The sequence below is a fragment of the Nonomuraea sp. NPDC005730 genome (assembly GCF_040630865.1).
Lineage (GTDB): Bacteria > Actinomycetota > Actinomycetes > Streptosporangiales > Streptosporangiaceae > Nonomuraea.
Genome location: NZ_JBEXYK010000001.1, coordinates 452,856 through 470,251, shown reverse-complemented (window position 1 = coordinate 470,251; position 17,396 = coordinate 452,856). Strand labels below are relative to the sequence as shown.

Below are 17,396 nucleotides of genomic sequence, written 5' to 3'. Positions count from 1 at the left end.
GCCGGTCCCCGGCTGGATGGACGAAGCTCACCCGATCGAGGCTATCGGAACCGCCGCCCCTTCCAGGACCGCTGCCCACGTATCGAGACGCGATCAAGGTCCACAAGCAACATTTTCACGATTTTTCGCGCTTTAGCCGGATATTTTACGATGCATCACAATCTTTCCGGCCCAACCAGTACCCCTCGGACGGCCTCCGCCAGCCGCAACCGGGCCGTGTGCACCGGTCGGACCGGCTCGTCCCCCATCGGGACGGCGGGGGCGTGCTCGTGGGCGTCGTGGTAGGCCAGCGCCAGCCGGACCGAGAAGGCGTCCCAGCCGGGGTCGCGGCTGACGGCGCGTCCGGGCAGCTCGGCCAGCACCCGCAGCACCCGGCGGTCGTAGGGGCCGTCGAGCAGCTCGGGCCGGAACCCCGTGAGCGGCACCCCCAGCTCCCCGGCCCACCGCCGCACCGCGCAGGCGCGGGCGTGGGCGTACCGGACGACGAAGCCGGGGTTGTCCCACGTGCGCGGGAAGTCGGGCCAGCCGGGCTCGGGCAGGACGGGCGGGGCCGGCGACTCGACCAGCCGTCCCGGCACGTCCACGACGATGCGCAGGAAGCCGTTCGGCCGCGCCTGCGCCCCGGCCACGCCCTCCACCGCCCGCACCCGCGCGGCCAGCTCGGCCGGCGGGACGCGGCGGCGCAGCGCGGCGGCCGACACGTAGACGGCCTCCCGCTCCCACGTGCCCTCGGGCGCCGGCGGCTCCCCCAGCACCTCCTCCAGCGCCTCGGCCAGCAGGTCGGTCATCGCCTCAGCGTAGGCGTCAGATCAGCGCGTGCGGCTCCGCCGAGCCGTACTCGACCAGCTGGGCCGCGCCGAGCAGCCAGCGGTCCTCGTTGCGCACCCGCACGTAGCCGAACCGGTCGGCGGAGAAGACCTTGACGCCGTCGGTGCGGCACTGGCGCATCATGACCTCGTCCCAGCCCTCGGTGAGGTCGGCGAAGCCCACCTCGCGCAGGGCGTTCCTGCGGGCGAGCAGGGTGGCCCCGGCGATCTCGGGGAGGTAGGCGTACTCGGCCTCGGGCTGCTTGAGCAGGGTCGCCTGCGGCTTGCGCAGGTGGGCGTAGAAGGCGGCCTTGCCGACGATGTCGGCCGTGCTGAACAGGAAGGCCCGCCGCAGGTCGGACAGGTAGTGCGGGCCGTAGACGTCGCGCGGGTCCATGACCGCGACCAGGTCGGCCTCGCACAGGTCGAGGCCCTTGGCCAGCATCGCGCCCTCGCTCATGGCGGGGTGGGGCCGCCGGTACAGCACCTCGGCGTCGGTCAGCACGTCGCGGGCGCGCAGCTCGGCCTCGGGCGGCCCGATGACGATCACCTGGGCCACGCCCGTCTGCCTGGCCACCTGCGCCAGCGCGTGCTCCATGAGCGACGGGTCGAGGATGGGCAGCAGCACGGAGGTGTCGAGGGTGGCGCGGGCGCCGGGCAGGCCGACGGCCTCCAGCAGCTCGTCCACGCGCTCGGTCATCGTCCCCGTGCCGTAGGCCCGGCGCAGCGCCACGTGCGCCCGCCGCGAGTCCGGCTCGGTGCCGATCGGCGTGCCGCAGGCGGCGATCTCGGCCAGCCGCCACTGCGGCGTGCCGGGCGGGCAGTCGGCCGCGGCCGGCCAGCGGTAGGAGGTGAGCACGTCGGGATAGGCCAGGTGCGGCGGCAGGAGCTGGTCGAGCGTGAGCACCCGGTCGACCCGCCCGCCGGCCAGCGGCAGCGGGTTGTGCACCCGGGGCTGCACGCCAAAGTGCAGGCGCGGCCACGGGACCGTGGTGTCGCTGGTGAAGCGGTGCTCGAACAGCCCAGCCGCGGCGGCGTAGTCGGCCACGTCACCCTGGGTGTGCCAGAAGACGGTACGGATGCCGCGCTCGGCGCACCAGGCCAGCAGCGCCCTGAGCCCCTCGCCCGGCTCGCCGGTCAGCTCCTCCAGCCACGGCCCCTGCGTGACGGACTCCACCACGAGCAGGTGGGGCACCTCCAGCGGCAGCACGCGGGCGAAGTCGCGCGGCGTGAACCCGGTCGTCTGGCGCCACTCGTAACGCAGCAGCGCCTCGACGTGCGGATCGGCGACGACGGCGGCCGTCAGGTGCGGGCGGGTGTTGGGCCCGGTGGGGATCCGGTACGGCTTGAGCTTGAACGAGGCCCCGCCCAGCGTCCTGGTCGTGCTGGTGGCCTGGAACGACGCCCCGGGACGCGCCTCCTTGGCCCCCTGGACGGCCACCGGCCGGCGCTTGGGAGCGCTGGGCCGCTTGACCGGCCTGGCCGCGCCCCTGAGCCCCTTGGCCAGGCGCATCGGGTTGTTCTTGCCGCTCTTGATGGCGTCGCCGAGCCGGTTCCAGCGGGCGACCTTGATCGAGGACAGCTTCCAGTTGGCCACCTCGGCCTGGAAGCGCTGCTCGGCCAGCTCCTTGCGCAGTCTGTCGGCCGCGGCCCGCTCGGCCTCCAGCCGCTCCTCGGCCTCGCTCAGCCGCTCGGCCAGCTTCCTGGCCTCCTCGGCGCTCTCCTCGGCGGCCGCCAGCCTGGACTGCGCGGCGTCCAGCAGCCTGGCCAGTTCGGCCGCGCGCTCGGCCTGCGCGACAGCTTCCCGCAACGCCCGACGCGTGCTTTCCAGCTCGGTAGACAACCGGACCTCCGCTCTCTCAGCCCGGCAAAGGATACTCTTTTGCAGGAAGCGTCTCGAAGGGATGAGATCCGGTGCAGTTCAACGTGCGACCCTACGTATGCGGCGCTCTCGGCCGGATCGACACCTCCATACTGGGCAAACTCACCGCCGCGGGCCCCAAGGTGCGGCCCGCGCTCCAGACGGACGAGGCCGCGCTGTTCAGCTCCGCGCCGCTGCCGCCGTACCACCGGGCGGGCGGCGCGTTCGCGTTCTCGTGGGCCGAGCGCAAGCCGGCCGCCGCCGAGGACTGGATCACGGTCGCGGAGACGTACGAGACGCCCGGCCTGATCGGCGACGGCGCACGGGTGACGCTGCACGCGGGCGCGCTCGGCCTGGTCGACGTCTACTACGTGCGCCAGGGCGACGCGGTCTACTTCTCCTCGCTGATCCAGCCGCTGCTCAGCCTGGTGGCCATCGAGATCGACTGGGCCGCCTGGGCCTCGATCATCCAGGTGACGTTCCCGCTGGGCGAGGCGACCCCGTACCGGGAGGTCAGGCGGCTGCCGGGGTCGAGCGCGCTGGTGTTCGAGCACGGCCGTCTGGCCACCGAGCGCCGGTTGCCGCGCTGGCTGCGCACCGAGCCCTACGAGGCGTGGACCAGCCCCGAGGAGATCGTGGAGCTGCTGCACCACGTCTACGAGGACTACGACGGCCGCAAGCTGCTCGTGCCGGTCAGCGGCGGCTACGACTCGCGCCTGCTGGCCGGCGTGGCCATGGCCCGCGGCGCCGACGTCGAGTCGTGGACCACCAGCCCCGACGACGGCACCGACACCGACATCGCCTTCGCCAGGGCGATCACCCGCGAGCTGGGCATCCCGCACCGGGTCGTCACCCAGGACGCCGCCGCCTACCCCGGCGACGCCGCCGGGGTGGCCCGCCGGCTGGAGTACCTGACGCCGCACCACGCCTGGTACGCGCCGTTCGCCAAGGAGGTGCACGGCGCGGGCCGCATCCTGGTCGACGGCCTGGCCGGCGGCCCGCTGCTGAAGAACTTCATGGTCAGCGGCGCCGCGCTGGAGGCCAGGACGCAGGCCGAGCGGTCGGCGGCGCTGCTGGGCTCGCTGTCGCTGGGCGCGCCCGCGCAGCCGTTCCTGTCCAAGGCCGCCGCGCAGTGGATGGAGGAGACCGTACGCGAGCAGTTCGCGGCGGCCACCTCGATGCTCCACGGCCACCGGGCCGAGCTGCCGCTGTCGGTGCTGCACACCAGGACCGTGCGCGGCATCGCGCGCTCGGCGGTGAACCTGGTGGGCCCGGAGGCGTCGTTCGCGGCGCCGTTCATCCACCCCGCCTTCTTCGACGCCGCGCTCAGCGTCGGCGTCGCGCGCAAGGACAAGGGCCGCTTCTACCGCGAGGTGCTGCACGCGGCCAACCCGAGAGTGGCCGCGCTGCCCTCCACGAACGTGGTCAAGCAGCCGCTCCAGCGGGTGCCCCTGCGTTCCACGGCCGCGCCGGCGCGGGCCTACTCCCACGGGATGCTCGAAGTCGTGGCCCGGCGCGTGCCCGGGATGCTCTCCGACGAGCTGCACGAGGTGATCGCCGGCGGGCCCGACGCGCTGACCCGGTTCAACGGCTGGAACGACCGCTTCTGGGTGCGCGGACTGGTGCTTTTCGGTCTCTGGCTGAACGACTTCGAGAACGACCTCCCGGACGTCACCGCACCTTTTTAGTGAACTCTGGGTAACAGGGCGATTACATACGGATCTCGCGGGTATTACACGTCGCACAGCAGAAGCGGGTTCCGGAAAGCCACCGGGCTGGTAGTGTTCGGCCCGTAAGCGCCGCAACAAACGGGCACCAGATCACAAATCCGGTCTCGTTCGAGGGCATGGAGTTCGCAGGGATGACGACTCCACGCGGCGCGGTCACCAGCTAAGAACGCCGGGGTAACCGGTGACTTCGTCCTGCCCACATCTCTTCCTGTGAGCGACATCATGATCAACGCATCCCCATCACCTGAGTCGATCTCTGAGGCTTTCGTCTCGGAAGATCCGCGATGGTACAAGCGGGCGGTGTTCTACGAGGTTCTCGTCCGGGGGTTCAAGGACTCCAACGGTGACGGCACGGGCGACCTGCGCGGTCTCATCGAGAAGCTCGGGTACCTGGAATGGCTCGGCGTCGACTGCCTCTGGCTGCTGCCGCTGTACGAGTCCCCGCTGCGCGATGGCGGTTATGACATTTCGGACTATATGAAGATCCTTCCGGATTTTGGCGACCTGGGAGACTTCGTCCAGTTGATCGAGGCCGCGCACGAGCGGGGCCTGCGGATCATCACCGACCTGGTCATGAACCACACCAGCGACAGGCACCCATGGTTCCAGGCCTCCAGGCATGATCCGGAGGGGCCCTACGGGGACTTCTACGTCTGGTCCGACGAGCCCACCGGCTATCCGGACGCGCCGATCATCTTCATCGGCGCCGAGGAGTCCAACTGGACGTACGACCCCGTGCGCAAGCAGTACTACTGGCACCGTTTCTTCCACCACCAGCCGGACCTGAACTATGACAACCCGGCGGTGCAGGAGGCCATGCTGGAGGTCCTGCGGTTCTGGCTCGACCTGGGGATCGACGGCTTCCGCCTGGACGCGGTGCCGTACCTGTTCGAGCGTGAGGGCACGGCGTGCTCCGGGCTGCCCGAGACGCACGCGTACCTGAGGAAGATCCGCTCGGAGGTCGACCGGCTCTACCCCGACCGGGTGCTGCTGGCCGAGGCCAACGGCTGGCCCGAGGACGTCGTGGAGTACTTCGGCGACCCCACCACCGGCGGCGACGAGTGCCACATGGCCTTCCACTTCCCGCTGATGCCGCGCATCTACATGGCGGTGAAGAAGGAGACCCGCGAGCCGATCTCCGAGATCATGTCCCGCACCCCCAAGCTGCCCGACACGGCACAGTGGGGCATCTTCCTGCGCAACCACGACGAGCTCACGCTCGAGACGGTGACCGAGGAAGAGCGCGACTACATGCACAAGGAGTACGCCAAGGACCCGCGCATGCGGGCCTACCTCGGCATCCGGCGTCGCCTGGCGCCCCTGCTGGACAACAACCGGGACCTGATCGAGCTGTTCACGGCGCTGTTGTTGTCGCTGCCGGGCTCGCCGGTCATGTACTACGGCGACGAGATCGGCATGGGCGACAACATCTGGCTGGAGGACCGCGACTCGGTCCGCACGCCGATGCAGTGGAGCCCCGACCGCAACGCCGGGTTCTCCTCGGCCGACCCGGGCCGCCTCTACCTGCCGGCCGTCATGGACCCGATCTACGGCTTCCAGGCGGTCAACGTGGAGGCCCAGCAGCGCCACGAGGGCTCCCTGCTGCACTTCACCCGGCGCATGCTGGAGATCCGCAAGAACCACCCGGTGTTCGGCCTCGGCGCCTACACCGAAATGTGGTCCTCCAACCCGTGCGTGCTCACGTACGTGCGCGAGGACCGCGACGACGTGATGCTCTGCGTCAACAACCTGTCGAAGTTCCCGCAGCCCGTCGAGCTGGACCTGCGCAGGTTCGAGGGCATGGTGCCGGTCGAGGCCCGCGGCGGGGTGCGCTTCCCGAAGATCGGCGAGCTGCCCTACCTGCTGACCCTGCCGGGCCATGGCTTCTACTGGTTCGCGCTGAAGCCCGGGGACTGAGCACAGCCCCGAGGGGATCAGCGTGAAGTGACGGGCACCTGGGCACGGGCCGCGCGGCGGGCGGGAATGAGCGCCACCGCGAGGGCCGTGCCCACGGCCGTCAGCACGGCCACCGCCAGCGTCACCGGCGAGGGCGCGCGGCCGATGCCCGCGCCCACGCCGCTCGTGTGACCCTGCAGGTCGATCAGCCCCACCACCACGGACGCCCCCACCGCCGTGCCGGCGCCGACGCCGAGCACGACCAGCAGGCCCGTACCGGTCACCAGCGTGGCCATGACCTGGCGTGGCGTCAGCCCCATGGCCTTGAGCACGGCCAGGTCGAAGGCGTGGTCGCGCAGGCCGATCGCGCTCGCGGTGAGCAGGTTGGCCAGGCCGATCAGGGCCAGCACGGCGATCAGCGCCACGATCACCACTCTGATGATCGCCAGCCGGTCGGCCGGGTTGACCGCGGCCTGCACGTCGAGGCCCTCCGCCGACTCGGCCAGCAGCCGGGCCCGCACCTCCGCCTTGTCCGCGCCCGGCCGCAGGGCCAGCGCGTAGTACTGGGGCGGCACGGAGTCCTTGGCCGCCAGGCTGTCCAGGCCCACCGAGAGCACCTCGCCGTCCAGGTCGGGCTCGACGGTACGGCCCACGATCCGGACGATCAGCGGCGAGCCGCCCACGGTCAGGCGCACCCGGTCGCCGATCCTGACCCCCAGGAGGTCGAGCAGCCCCTGCCCGGCGACCGCCTCGCCGCGCTCGGTGTAGCCCCTGCCCTCCACGACGGGGAACGGGTAGGGGTCGGTCGAGCTGCCGACCGCCCGCACCCGGACCGAACGGGCCTCGCCCGGGGCCAGGGCGTTCACGTCGGTGCCCGGGTAGACCGAGCGCACGTCGCGGTCGCGTTCGGCGATGCGCTGGGCCTCGGCCGACTCCATCTGCTTGCCGGGGCGGACGTACAGGCTGGCGTGCTGGCCGACCTGTTCGGGGTGGCTGAGGAAGTTGTCGAGGGTGGCCCAGACGCCGAGGCCGATCGTGATCATCATCATCGGCACGGCCAGGCCGAACGCCGTAAGGAACGCCGGCACGCGCCTGGTGAAGGCGTCGCGGGTGCCCAGGATCAGGGCGGGCGGAAGGCGTACGAGCAGGCCGAGCCGGGCCAGCCGGGACAGGTGGCCGCGCGGCGGCGAGGCCGGCACGGCGGGGATCGGCGGCGTGCGCGCGCCCCGCCAGGCGGGCACCCCCACCGCGCCCAGGACGACCAGCGCCGTGCCCGCCACGATGGCCAGCACCGGCACCGGCGCGGCCGAGTACGTGCCGAGCACCACCGCCGTCGCCCCCCAGCCCGCCAGCGCGCCGAGACCGACGCCGAGCAGGCCGAGCGCGCCGTGCTCGACCAGGAGCAGCAGGGCGACCTGGCCGCCGGTGAAGCCCATCGACTTGAGCGTGGCCAGGTCGCGGAGCTGGCCGAGCACCCGGCCACCGGCGGCGTTGGCCAGCGCGAGCGCCGCCGCGACCATGCCCACCACGCCGAACAGCGCGAGCAGCGTGCCGAGCAGCCGGTTGTCCAGCTCCATCGCGGCCCTGACCTCGCGCCAGGTGTAGACGCGCTGGAGCTTGTCCTCCAGCATCACCACGACGCGCTGGGCCACGACCTGGCTGGCGTCGGGGTCGGACAGTCTCAGCCCGGTGACCCATTCGCTGCGGCCCAGCATGGGCTCGACGCGGTCGAGCGTGGCGGGCAGCACCCAGGCCAGCCCGGGGGTCCATTCAGGGTAGAAGCCCTGGTCGGCGGAGTCGGCGATGCCGCGGACGTACAGCGTGTGGCGCTCGCCGTTGAGCGCGATGACGGTGAACGGCGAGCCGATCGCCAGGCCCAGCGACCTGGCGAAGGAGTGTTCGACGACCACGCCGTCGGGCTGCGAGCCGTCGAGCCACCTGCCCTCGGCCAGCACGGGATGGGCCACCCGGGGCGGCGAGGCGGGCATCGCGCGCAGCGACGCGGGCTCCTTCTTGCCCTCCTGCGCCACGGTGACGGGGGCCGAGCGGTAGGGGCCGGCGGTGCCGGTGACGCCGTCGATGCCGCCGAGGGCGACGTCGGGGTCATCGTCGGTGTAGACCCAGACGTGGGCGCCGTCGGTCTGGGCCGACAGGCTGCGCCACGGGTTGGTGCCGTCCTCCAGGAGGGTGGCCGCGGTGATCAGGGCGGCCACGATCCCGGCCACGACCAGCACGGTGAGCACCGCCTGGCCTTTCCTGGCCCGCAGGTCGGCCTTGATCCACCGGCTTCCGGCCAGGGTGGTGCTCATCGGAGGTCGATCACCTCGCCGGCGGTACGGGTGCGGCGGCGGGCGATGCGCCCGTCGTCGACGATCTCGCCGTCGAACAGCGACACCAGCCGGTCGGCCAGGCCCGCCACCCGGGCGTCGTGGGTGACCATGACGATCGTCTGCCCCTCTTTGTGCACGTCGCTGAGCAGGCGCAGCACGTCGCGCGTGTTGCGGCTGTCGAGGTTGCCGGTGGGCTCGTCGGCCAGCAGCAGGCTGGGCTTGTTGGCCAGGGCCCTGGCCAGCGCGACGCGCTGCTGCTCGCCGCCGGAGAGCTGGGCGGGCGAGGCCCCGGCGCGGTCGGCCAGGTTGAGCGCGCCGAGCAGGCTCTCGCGCCGCTCGCGCGCCACCTTGGGCGAGGCCCCGGCCAGCAGCGCGGGCAGCTCGACGTTGTCGCCGACGGTCATGTTGGCGACCAGGTTGAAGAACTGGAAGACGAAACCGACCTTCTTGCGCCGCAGCAGCGCCCAGGCGCTCTCGGAGAGGGTGTCGACCCGCTGCCCGTCGAGCCAGATCTCGCCGCTGGTGCGCGCGTCGAGGCCGCCGAGCATGTGCACGAGCGTGGACTTGCCCGAGCCGGACGGCCCCATCACCGCGACGAACTCGCCCGGCTCGACCTGGAGGTCCACCCCGCGCACGGCCGGCACCGGCACTGCGCCATCTTGGTAGATTTTGACCAGATTGACCGTTTTCAGGACCGAGCTCATGCCAGATCCTCCTGGCATCGCTCCAGCCAGTCAAGATCGGCCTGGAGGTGCAGCATGGCCCCCTCGATCAGCAGCAGAGCCACCCGGTCGGTGGGCTCCGTACGGGAGAGCAGGTCGTTGAGGTCGCCCATGAGCGACAGGTAGTGGCGGCGCTGGCGACTGATCAGCGCCATCCGGTCGGCGATGCCGGTGAGCGGCGCGAGCACGAGCTTCATGAAGAACTCGTCGCGCACCCTGGGCCCTTCGGTGGGCTCGTCGACCCAGATGGTGAGCAGGTCGCGGCCCTTGGCGGTCAGGTAGTAGACCTTCTTGTTCGGCCGGTTGGACTGCTCGACGTCGACGGCCCTGACCAGCCCGTCCTTCTCCAGCCGGCCGAGCGTCACGTATATCTGCCCGATGTTCGGGGAGGGGTAGGCGCTGCCGAACGTCTGCTCAAGGGCCTGTTTGAGCTCGTAGCCGTGGGCCGGTTCCTTGGCCAGGAGCGCCAGCAGGTGAAGCCGCACGCCTCACCTCCCCGCTTTGTGTTACGTGAGCGTTACGTAGGTATCCGTTGACCATCAGATTACAGGTGTGCATAACATGAATGCATCTACCTAACACGTATGTAACCCCGCTGATTGTGGAGGAAACAGAGTGCTGCGCCCGCTTTCGTTCGTTCTGGTCGTCGTGTTGGCGGCCGGATGCACGGCGGCGGGTGACGAGGGCAGCGGCGAGAAGGGAACGGGCGGCACAGGCCCGATCACCTTCGCCACCGGACGCGACACCACGGCGTACCTGCAACCCTTGCTGGACCGCTGGAACCAGGCCCACCCGGCCGAGAAGGTGACGCTGCTGGAGCTGCCCGAGGCCGCCGACGAGCAACGCGCCCAGATGGTGGCCAACCTCCAGGCTCAGAGCAACCGCTACGACGTGCTGGGGCTCGACGTGGTGTGGACCGCCGAGTTCGCGGAGAACGGCTGGATCATCCCCCTGGAGCGCGGGTTGTTCCCGCTCGACAGGTTCCTGCCGCCCGTCGTGGACACGGCCGTCTACAAGGGCAAGCTCTGGGCTGTCCCGTACACCAGCAACGCGGGACTGCTCTACTACCGGACCGATCTCATCAAGAAGCCGCCGCAGACCTGGGCGGAACTTCGCGATAAAGCGCGAGAAGTAACGAAAAAGCGGGACATCGGAGGCTATGCGGCCCAACTCCTGGCCTACGAAGGCTTGACGGTGAACTTCTCCGAGGCAGTGCAGTCGGCGGGCGGGCAGATTCTCAACCACGACGGCACGGAAGTGACCCTCGATCCGGCCAAGGGGAAGATCGCGCTCGACTTCCTGATGCAAGGGCTGCGGGAGCGCTGGATCACCGGCGACTCGCTGACCTTCAAGGAGGAGGAGACCCGGCTGGCCTTCCAGGACGGGAAGCTGGCCTTCGCCCGCAACTGGCCGCACGCCTACGGCCCGGCCAGGGCCAAGCTGGGCGACCGCTTCGCGGTGACCCGGCTGCCCGGACTCAACGGTCAGGGATCCAGCTCCCTCGGCGGGATCAACCTGGCCGTCAGCGCCTACTCCAAGCACCAGCAGACCGCACAGCAGTTCATCCGCTACTTCACCAGCCTGGAGAACGAACGCCGCGTCCTCACCGAGGGCTCCTTCCCGCCGGTGTGGACCGAGCTGTACGACGACCCGGCCCTGATCAAGCGGTTCCCGTACCTGCCCGTGCTCAAGGAGAGCATCCTCGCCGCCAAACCACGGCCGGTGAGCGCCAACTACAACCAGGTGAGCCTGGTGATCGCCAGCTCGGTCGCCAAGGCCCTGGCCGACCCCGAGAACGAGTCCGCCGACGACGTCGCGGCCTCCATGAAGTCAGAACTCGAAGAGATCATCAGAACCCAGTGAGGCAAGCCATGCGTAAAGCCAGAGCAGCAGTAGTCCTGGCAGGGCTCGCGGTAGCCGTCGCCGCCTGCGGCAACGCCCCGACGACGACGACCCCAACCGCCTCGGAGTCGGCGCCGGCCAGTTCCGCCGCCGGCGCCAAGACGCTCGAAGGCGTCAAGCTGGAGGTCGCGGCCAAGTGGACCGGCGCGGAGCAGAAGAACTTCGAGCAGGTGCTCAAGGCCTTCTCCGACAAGACCGGCGCCACCGTCACCTACGCCTCCACGGGTGAGGACACCGGCGCCTACCTCGGCCCGCGCATCCAGGGCAAGAACCCGCCGGACGTCGCGATCCTGCCGCAGCCGGGTCTGGTGCAGCAGTACGCCAAGCAGGACGCGCTCAAGCCGCTGTCCGCCGAGGTCACCCAGGAGATCGACACCAACTACACGCCGTACTGGAAGGAACTCGGCTCCGCCGACGGCAAGGTGTACGGCGTGCTGATCAAGGCGGCGCACAAGTCGCTGGTCTGGTACCGCTCCGAGGCGTTCGAGGAGGCCGGCGTCCAGGTGCCGACGACCTGGGACGAGCTGATCAAGACCGGCCAGACCATCGCCGACTCCGGCACCCCGCCCTTCTCCCTCTGCGGCGCCTCCGGCTGGACGCTGACCGACCTGTTCGAGAACGTCTACCTGTCCAGCGCCGGCCCGGAGAACTACGACAAGCTCTCCAAGCACGAGATCCCCTGGACCGACGCCAGCGTCGCCACCGCCCTGGAGAAGATCGCGCAGATCGCGGGCAAGAAGGAGTTCGTGCTCGACGGCGCCTCCGGCGCGCTGCAGACCGACTTCCCGAGCTGCGTGACCAAGGTCTACGGCAACAAGAAGGCCGCCATGGTCATCGAGGCCGACTTCGTCGCCACCCAGGCCACCCAGGACGGCGCCAAGGTCGGCGAGGGCGCCAAGTACTTCCCGTTCCCGAAGGCCGGCGACACCGCCCCGGTCGTGCTCGGCGGCGACGTGGCCGTGGTCATGAAGGACTCCCCCGGTGCGATGGCCCTGGTGCAGTTCCTGGCCTCCAAGGAGGGCGGCGAGATCTGGGCCAAGCTCCCCGGCTACCTGTCGCCCAACAAGAACGTCTCCCCCGACAACTACCCCGACGAGCTGACCAAGCAGCTCGGCCAGACGATCGTCTCCGCCGGTGACGCCGTCCGCTACGACATGTCGGACCTGGCCCCGAGCGCCTTCGGCGGCACCGACGGCAAGGGCGAGTGGAAGGTCCTCCAGGACTTCCTGCGCAACCCGAGCGACGTCAAGGGCGCCCAGGCGGCGCTCGAGGCCGAGGCCAAGAAGGCCTGGAAGTAAAGAGGTAAGGCCGTGACCGAACGGTTGGACGGCCCGGCGGCCCCGCCCGCGAAGATCGCGGGCGGGCCTTCCGCAGGACCGGCTGAAACCCCCCGTAAGAGACGACGCCTCGGCCCATCGCCGGCGGTCGCCATCGCCTTCCTCCTGCCGGCGGCCCTGCTGCTCGGCGTCTGGGTGGTCTACCCCATCGTCTACTCCATCTTCCGCAGCCTGTTCGACGCCTCGGGCAGCGGGTTCGTGGGGCTGGGCAACTACGCAACGATCTTCAGTGACGACGGCATGCTCGTCACGATCCGCAACAACCTCATCTGGGTGGTCGTGGCGCCGATCGTGGTCACCACGATCGGCCTGATCTTCGCGGTGCTGACCGAGCGCATCAAGTGGGCGACGGCGTTCAAGCTGATCGTGTTCATGCCCATGGCGGTCTCGCTGATGGCCGCTGGCGTCATCTTCCGCCTGGTGTACGAGGAGAGCCCCGACAAGGGCCTGGCCAACGCCGTGCTCACCACCGTGCACGACACGTTCTCCTCCTCCAAGGGCTACCCCGAGGCCCGGCCGCGCGGCGGCGACGGGTCTCCCGTGACCGAGCAGAACGGCGCGGTCGTCACCAAGGAGCCCGCCCAGGCGGGCCGGCCGGTGCTGATCCCGATCGTCGGCGTCAAGCCGCAGACCATGCCGTCCAACGCCCAGACCGCCCGCGCCCCCTCGGGCGACGGCCTGTCCGGGACCGTCTGGTTCGACTTCACCCAGGGCGGCGGCGGCCAGAGCGGCGCGGTCGACCCGACGGAGAAGGGCCTGCCCGGCATCACCGTCGAGGCGGTCCAGAACGGCAAGGTGGCGGGCACCGCCACGACCGCCGACGACGGCACGTTCCGCTTCGACGGCCTGCCCGCGGGCTCCTACGTCGTACGGCTGCCGGAGTCGAACTTCCAGGCCAGCTACGGCGGCCTGACCTGGCTCGGCCAGACGCTCATCACGCCGGCGATCATCGGCGCGTTCGTCTGGGTGTGGGCCGGGTTCGCGATGGTGCTGATCGCCGCCGGCCTCGCCGCCATCCCGCGGGACGCCCTGGAGGCCGCCCGCATCGACGGCGCGACCGAGTGGCAGGTGTTCCGGCGGATCACCGTGCCGCTGCTGTCGCCGGTGCTGCTCGTCGTCTTCGTGACGATGATCATCAATACGCTGAAGGTCTTCGACCTGGTCTACATCATCGCGCCGGCCTCGGTTCAGCCGCAGTCGAACGTGGTCGCGCTGGAGATGTGGCGCGTTTCGTTCGGCGGCGGGAACAACCAGGGGCTCGGCAGCGCACTCGCGGTGTTCCTGCTCATCCTGGTCCTCCCCTTCATGATCATGAACATCCGCCGGTTCAGAAGGGAAGACACATGACGACCGCGACCGTGAACGCGTCTCACGGACTGGAGTCGGGCGCGCCGAGCAGAGGCCTGGCGAGCAGGATCGTGGACCGCCTCGGTGGCGGGGCCGTCCAGGTGGTCATGATCGTGCTCGGCCTGTTCTGGCTGGTGCCGACGCTGGGCCTGCTGGTCGTCTCCATGCGCACGGTGAAGGTGAACAACGCCGAGGGCTGGTGGACGATCTTCACCAAGCCCGCCGAGCTGACCCTGGCCAACTACAAGAACCTGCTGGCCAGCGGCTTCACCTCGTCGTTCTGGAACACGGTGGCCATCACCGTGCCGACCACGATCCTGGTGATCGGCATCGCGGCCATGGCGGCGTACGCGTTCGCGTGGATGGAGTTCCGCGGCCGGGACACGGCGTTCCTGGTCGTGGTGGGCCTGCTGATCGTGCCGATCCAGATCGCGCTGATCCCCGTCGCCGCCTTCTACGGCGGTGTCGGGATCTTCGGCACGATCCCCGGCGTGGTGCTGTTCCACACGGCGTTCGGCCTGCCGTTCGCCATCTTCCTGCTGCGCAACTTCTTCGTCGGCATCCCGGCCTCGCTCCTGGAGGCGGCCAGGATGGACGGCGCACCGGAGTGGAAGATCTTCGCCCAGGTCGTGTTCCCGCTGGGCAAGCCGGCCATCGCCTCGCTGGGCATCTTCCAGTTCCTGTGGGTGTGGAACGACATGCTCATCGCGCTCGTGTTCGCCAACACCGACAACCAGCCGATGACCAAGGCCCTGCAGTCCCAGATGCGGCAGTTCGGATCGAACGTCGACATCCTCTCCTCCGGGGCGTTCCTGTCACTGATCATCCCGCTGGTGCTGTTCTTCGCCTTCCAGCGGTACTTCGTCCAGGGCATGATGGCCGGTTCCGTCAAGTAGGCCATTCCCTGCGGGCGCCCGCCTCCCGAGGGGGGCAGGCGGGCGCCCGTAACACGTCCTTCCGGACCTCCGATGATTGTGCATGAAGCGTCTTCTCGCCCTCGCCGCAGCAGCCTTCATCTCCCTCCCCCTCACCCCCGCCGCCGCGCTCGGCGGCGCCCCGGGCGCGCCCGGGGCGGGCGACCCCTACTTCCCCGGTCAGGGGAACGGCGGCTACGACGCCGGCCACTACGACCTCGCCCTCGACTACGACCCCTCTTCCAACATGCTGACCGGCGTCGCCACCGTCACCGCCCGCGCCACCCAGGCGCTGAGCCGCTTCGACCTCGACCTGTCCGGCTCGCTGTCCGTACGCTCGGTCACCGTGGACGGCAGGCCCGCCGCCTTCACCCGCAGCGGCGACGAACTGGTCGTCACCCCCGCCGCCGCACTGGTCTCCGGACAGGGTTTCTCCGTCGTCGTCCGGTACGACGGCAGGCCCACCCACGTCCTCGACCCCGACGGCTCAAGGGACGGCTGGATCAGGACCAGCGACGGCGTCTTCAACGCCAACGAGCCGCAGGGCGCGATGACCTGGTACCCCGGCAACCATCACATGTCGGACAAGGCGACGTACCGGTTCGCGGTGACCGTGCCCAGCACGAAAGTCGCGGTGGCCAACGGCGACCTGGTGGCCAGGACGTCGGCCGGCGGCCGAACCACCTACGTGTGGGACGCCCGCGAACCCATGGCCAGCTACCTGACCACGGTGTCGATCGGCAGGTTCCAGCTCACCGACACCAGGTCCGGCGGCTACCGGGTGATCACCGCCGTGGATCCCAAGCTCGCCGGCAAGGCGACGGACTTCGCCGCCCGCCACGCCCCCGTCCTGGACTACTTCAGCTCGCTCTTCGGCCCGTACCCCTTCTCCTCCACCGGCGGGATCGTGGACCACGAGCCGAACGTCGGCTACGCCCTGGAGACCCAGACCCGGCCCATCTACCCCGTGGTGCCCGGCGAGTCGCTGCTCGCGCACGAGCTGGCCCACCAGTGGTTCGGCGACTCGGTGACGCCCTCGTTATGGCGGGACATCTGGCTGAACGAGGGCTTCGCGACGTACGCGGAATGGCTCTGGCTGGAGAAGATCGGCAGCCGTACCGTGCAGACGTCCTTCGACGGCGTCTACGCCAGGCCCGCCGACGACGAGTTCTGGCAGACGCCCACCGCCGACCCCGGCGGCGCCGCCGCGCTCTTCCACGACCCCGTCTACGACCGCGGCGCGGCGACCTTGCACGTCCTGCGCCGGACCGTCGGCGACAGCGTGTTCTTCACGATCCTGCGCACCTGGGCGAACGACCACAAATACGGCAACGCCGACACCGCCGCCTTCGTCGCCCTGTCCGAACGCGTGTCCGGCAGGCAGCTCGACGCCCTCTTCGACGTCTGGCTCTTCCAGCCCGGCAAGCCGTCGTTGTGATCATTCCGGTACGGCCTGCGCGTCCGTTTGGGCGGCAAGCCGTACCAGACCTAGATAAGCTTCACGGCCATGGCCGGTCGTCCTTTGCATGAAGTCGTCGAAGCCGGATGGGCTCAGGCTCTTGAGCCCGTATCCGAGCAGATCTCCTTGATGGGTGAGTTCCTGCGCAACGAGATCGCCGAGGGCAGGCAGTACCTGCCCGCGGGCCCCAACGTCCTGCGCGCGTTCAACCAGCCCTTCGACGACGTCAAGGTGCTGATCGTGGGTCAGGACCCCTACCCCACGCCCGGCCACCCCGTCGGGCTGTCGTTCTCGGTGGCGCCCGAGGTGCGGCCGCTGCCCGGGAGCCTGCTCAACATCTACAAGGAGATGGAGTCCGACCTCGGCCTCCCCCGCCCCGCCAACGGCGACCTGACCCCGTGGGCCGAGCAGGGCGTGCTGCTGCTCAACAGGGTCCTGACCGTCATGCCGGGCAAGCCCGCCTCCCACCGGGGCAAGGGCTGGGAGCAGGTCACCGAGCAGGCCATCCGCGCCCTCGTGGCCCGCGACAAGCCGATGGTCGCCATCCTGTGGGGCCGCGACGCCCGCAACCTCGCGCCCATGCTCGGCAGCGTGCCGCGTATCGAGTCGGCGCATCCGTCCCCGCTGTCGGCGCGCAGCGGCTTCTTCGGCTCGCGGCCGTTCAGCCGCGCCAATGAGCTGCTCACCCAGCAAGGCGCCGCACCTGTCGAGTGGAAGCTGCCCTAGCATCGTCGCCATGAGTGATGAACCGAAATACCTGCGCCTTACGGTCGAGCTGACCGTGGAGGTGCTCGACGTGAACGCGCTGCAGGCGGCGGCGCTGGCCGAGATCCGGCATCCCGACGCCGACCTCAGCGACGAGGAGCGCTCCGAGCAGGCCGACCTCGTCAACTCCGACGAGACCGGCGCCTCCGCGCTGCAGTGGCTGATCGAGCCGGACCACGTGCTGCAGCTCGTGGACCACATCACCGAGATCGAGCCGCGCGAGGCCGTTCTCGGGGTGGAGCCGTCCGAGGGGCCGAGCGAGGACGAGGACGAGGACCACCACGGCCACGACCACGCGTGACCTTTCGCACATGACGTGACGTGTCG

General features: G+C 70.1%; 14 protein-coding genes. 9 read left to right on the top strand and 5 right to left on the bottom strand.

The window, feature by feature from the left end; genetic code table 11:
- Nucleotides 1–155: 155 nt before the first annotated feature.
- Nucleotides 156–788 (bottom strand): anticodon-binding protein, encoded by a 633-nt coding sequence (locus ABZ444_RS02175; RefSeq protein WP_357991406.1) that lies wholly within the window; start codon nt 786–788, stop codon nt 156–158.
- Between the two features lie 16 nt (nt 789–804).
- On the bottom strand, nt 805–2,616 hold the full coding sequence (locus ABZ444_RS02170) for a hypothetical protein (RefSeq protein WP_357991403.1): 1,812 nt from the start codon (nt 2,614–2,616) through the stop codon (nt 805–807).
- Between the two features lie 116 nt (nt 2,617–2,732).
- Between ABZ444_RS02170 and ABZ444_RS02165 the strand changes: the two genes are divergently transcribed.
- Nucleotides 2,733–4,355 (top strand): asparagine synthetase B family protein, encoded by a 1,623-nt coding sequence (locus tag ABZ444_RS02165; protein ID WP_357991400.1) that lies wholly within the window; start codon nt 2,733–2,735, stop codon nt 4,353–4,355.
- A 264-nt stretch (nt 4,356–4,619) separates the two neighbouring features.
- On the top strand, nt 4,620–6,314 hold the full coding sequence (gene treS, locus ABZ444_RS02160) for a maltose alpha-D-glucosyltransferase (RefSeq protein WP_357991397.1): 1,695 nt from the start codon (nt 4,620–4,622) through the stop codon (nt 6,312–6,314).
- A gap of 17 nt (nt 6,315–6,331) precedes the next feature.
- Here treS and ABZ444_RS02155 read toward each other — a convergent pair whose 3' ends face one another.
- From ABZ444_RS02155 to ABZ444_RS02145, 3 genes are read right to left on the bottom strand one after another with little or no spacing between them, the layout of a single operon-like run.
- Complete coding sequence (locus ABZ444_RS02155; protein WP_357991394.1) at nt 6,332–8,602, bottom strand: FtsX-like permease family protein; 2,271 nt, start codon at nt 8,600–8,602, stop codon at nt 6,332–6,334.
- Nucleotides 8,599–9,327 carry an ABC transporter ATP-binding protein gene (locus ABZ444_RS02150; protein WP_352349946.1) on the bottom strand — a complete coding sequence of 243 codons (729 nt, stop codon included), beginning with the start codon at nt 9,325–9,327 and terminating at the stop codon, nt 8,599–8,601. The genes ABZ444_RS02155 and ABZ444_RS02150 overlap by 4 nt, the downstream gene beginning before the upstream one ends.
- A complete protein-coding gene (locus ABZ444_RS02145) occupies nt 9,324–9,830 on the bottom strand; it encodes a PadR family transcriptional regulator (RefSeq protein WP_352349944.1) in 507 nt (168 codons plus the stop codon). Before ABZ444_RS02145 ends, ABZ444_RS02150 begins: the two co-directional genes overlap by 4 nt.
- Before the next feature lie 130 nt (nt 9,831–9,960).
- On the opposite strand from ABZ444_RS02145, the gene ABZ444_RS02140 reads away from it, so the two are divergent.
- The 7 genes from ABZ444_RS02140 (at nt 9,961) to ABZ444_RS02110 (ending at nt 17,370) form a co-directional block, all read left to right on the top strand.
- Nucleotides 9,961–11,208 (top strand): ABC transporter substrate-binding protein, encoded by a 1,248-nt coding sequence (locus ABZ444_RS02140; RefSeq protein ID WP_357971027.1) that lies wholly within the window; start codon nt 9,961–9,963, stop codon nt 11,206–11,208.
- 8 nt (nt 11,209–11,216) lie between these two features.
- On the top strand, nt 11,217–12,545 hold the full coding sequence (locus tag ABZ444_RS02135; RefSeq protein ID WP_357991391.1) for an ABC transporter substrate-binding protein: 1,329 nt from the start codon (nt 11,217–11,219) through the stop codon (nt 12,543–12,545).
- Nucleotides 12,546–12,557: 12 nt separating this feature from the next.
- A complete protein-coding gene (locus tag ABZ444_RS02130) occupies nt 12,558–13,931 on the top strand; it encodes an ABC transporter permease subunit (RefSeq protein ID WP_357991389.1) in 1,374 nt (457 codons plus the stop codon).
- Nucleotides 13,928–14,827 (top strand): carbohydrate ABC transporter permease, encoded by a 900-nt coding sequence (locus tag ABZ444_RS02125; RefSeq protein WP_357991386.1) that lies wholly within the window; start codon nt 13,928–13,930, stop codon nt 14,825–14,827. The genes ABZ444_RS02130 and ABZ444_RS02125 overlap by 4 nt, the downstream gene beginning before the upstream one ends.
- An 82-nt stretch (nt 14,828–14,909) precedes the next feature.
- A complete protein-coding gene (locus tag ABZ444_RS02120) occupies nt 14,910–16,283 on the top strand; it encodes a M1 family metallopeptidase (RefSeq protein WP_357991383.1) in 1,374 nt (457 codons plus the stop codon).
- 69 nt (nt 16,284–16,352) lie between these two features.
- Nucleotides 16,353–17,030 carry a uracil-DNA glycosylase gene (locus ABZ444_RS02115; RefSeq protein WP_357971023.1) on the top strand — a complete coding sequence of 226 codons (678 nt, stop codon included), beginning with the start codon at nt 16,353–16,355 and terminating at the stop codon, nt 17,028–17,030.
- Between the two features lie 10 nt (nt 17,031–17,040).
- Nucleotides 17,041–17,370 (top strand): hypothetical protein, encoded by a 330-nt coding sequence (locus tag ABZ444_RS02110; protein WP_357991380.1) that lies wholly within the window; start codon nt 17,041–17,043, stop codon nt 17,368–17,370.
- The last annotated feature ends 26 nt before the right edge of the window (nt 17,371–17,396 follow it).

Excerpts from the sequence above, each read along its gene's own strand:
- ABZ444_RS02155 (WP_357991394.1), bottom strand. The coding sequence starts at position 8,602 with ATGAGCACCACCCTGGCCGGAAGCCGGTGGATCAAGGCCGACCTGCGG.
- ABZ444_RS02115 (WP_357971023.1), top strand. The coding sequence starts at position 16,353 with ATGGCCGGTCGTCCTTTGCATGAAGTCGTCGAAGCCGGATGGGCTCAG.
- ABZ444_RS02125 (WP_357991386.1), top strand. The coding sequence starts at position 13,928 with ATGACGACCGCGACCGTGAACGCGTCTCACGGACTGGAGTCGGGCGCG.
- ABZ444_RS02150 (WP_352349946.1), bottom strand. The coding sequence starts at position 9,327 with ATGAGCTCGGTCCTGAAAACGGTCAATCTGGTCAAAATCTACCAAGAT.
- ABZ444_RS02175 (WP_357991406.1), bottom strand. The coding sequence starts at position 788 with ATGACCGACCTGCTGGCCGAGGCGCTGGAGGAGGTGCTGGGGGAGCCG.
- treS (WP_357991397.1), top strand. The coding sequence starts at position 4,620 with ATGATCAACGCATCCCCATCACCTGAGTCGATCTCTGAGGCTTTCGTC.
- ABZ444_RS02110 (WP_357991380.1), top strand. The coding sequence starts at position 17,041 with ATGAGTGATGAACCGAAATACCTGCGCCTTACGGTCGAGCTGACCGTG.
- ABZ444_RS02135 (WP_357991391.1), top strand. The coding sequence starts at position 11,217 with ATGCGTAAAGCCAGAGCAGCAGTAGTCCTGGCAGGGCTCGCGGTAGCC.
- ABZ444_RS02120 (WP_357991383.1), top strand. The coding sequence starts at position 14,910 with ATGAAGCGTCTTCTCGCCCTCGCCGCAGCAGCCTTCATCTCCCTCCCC.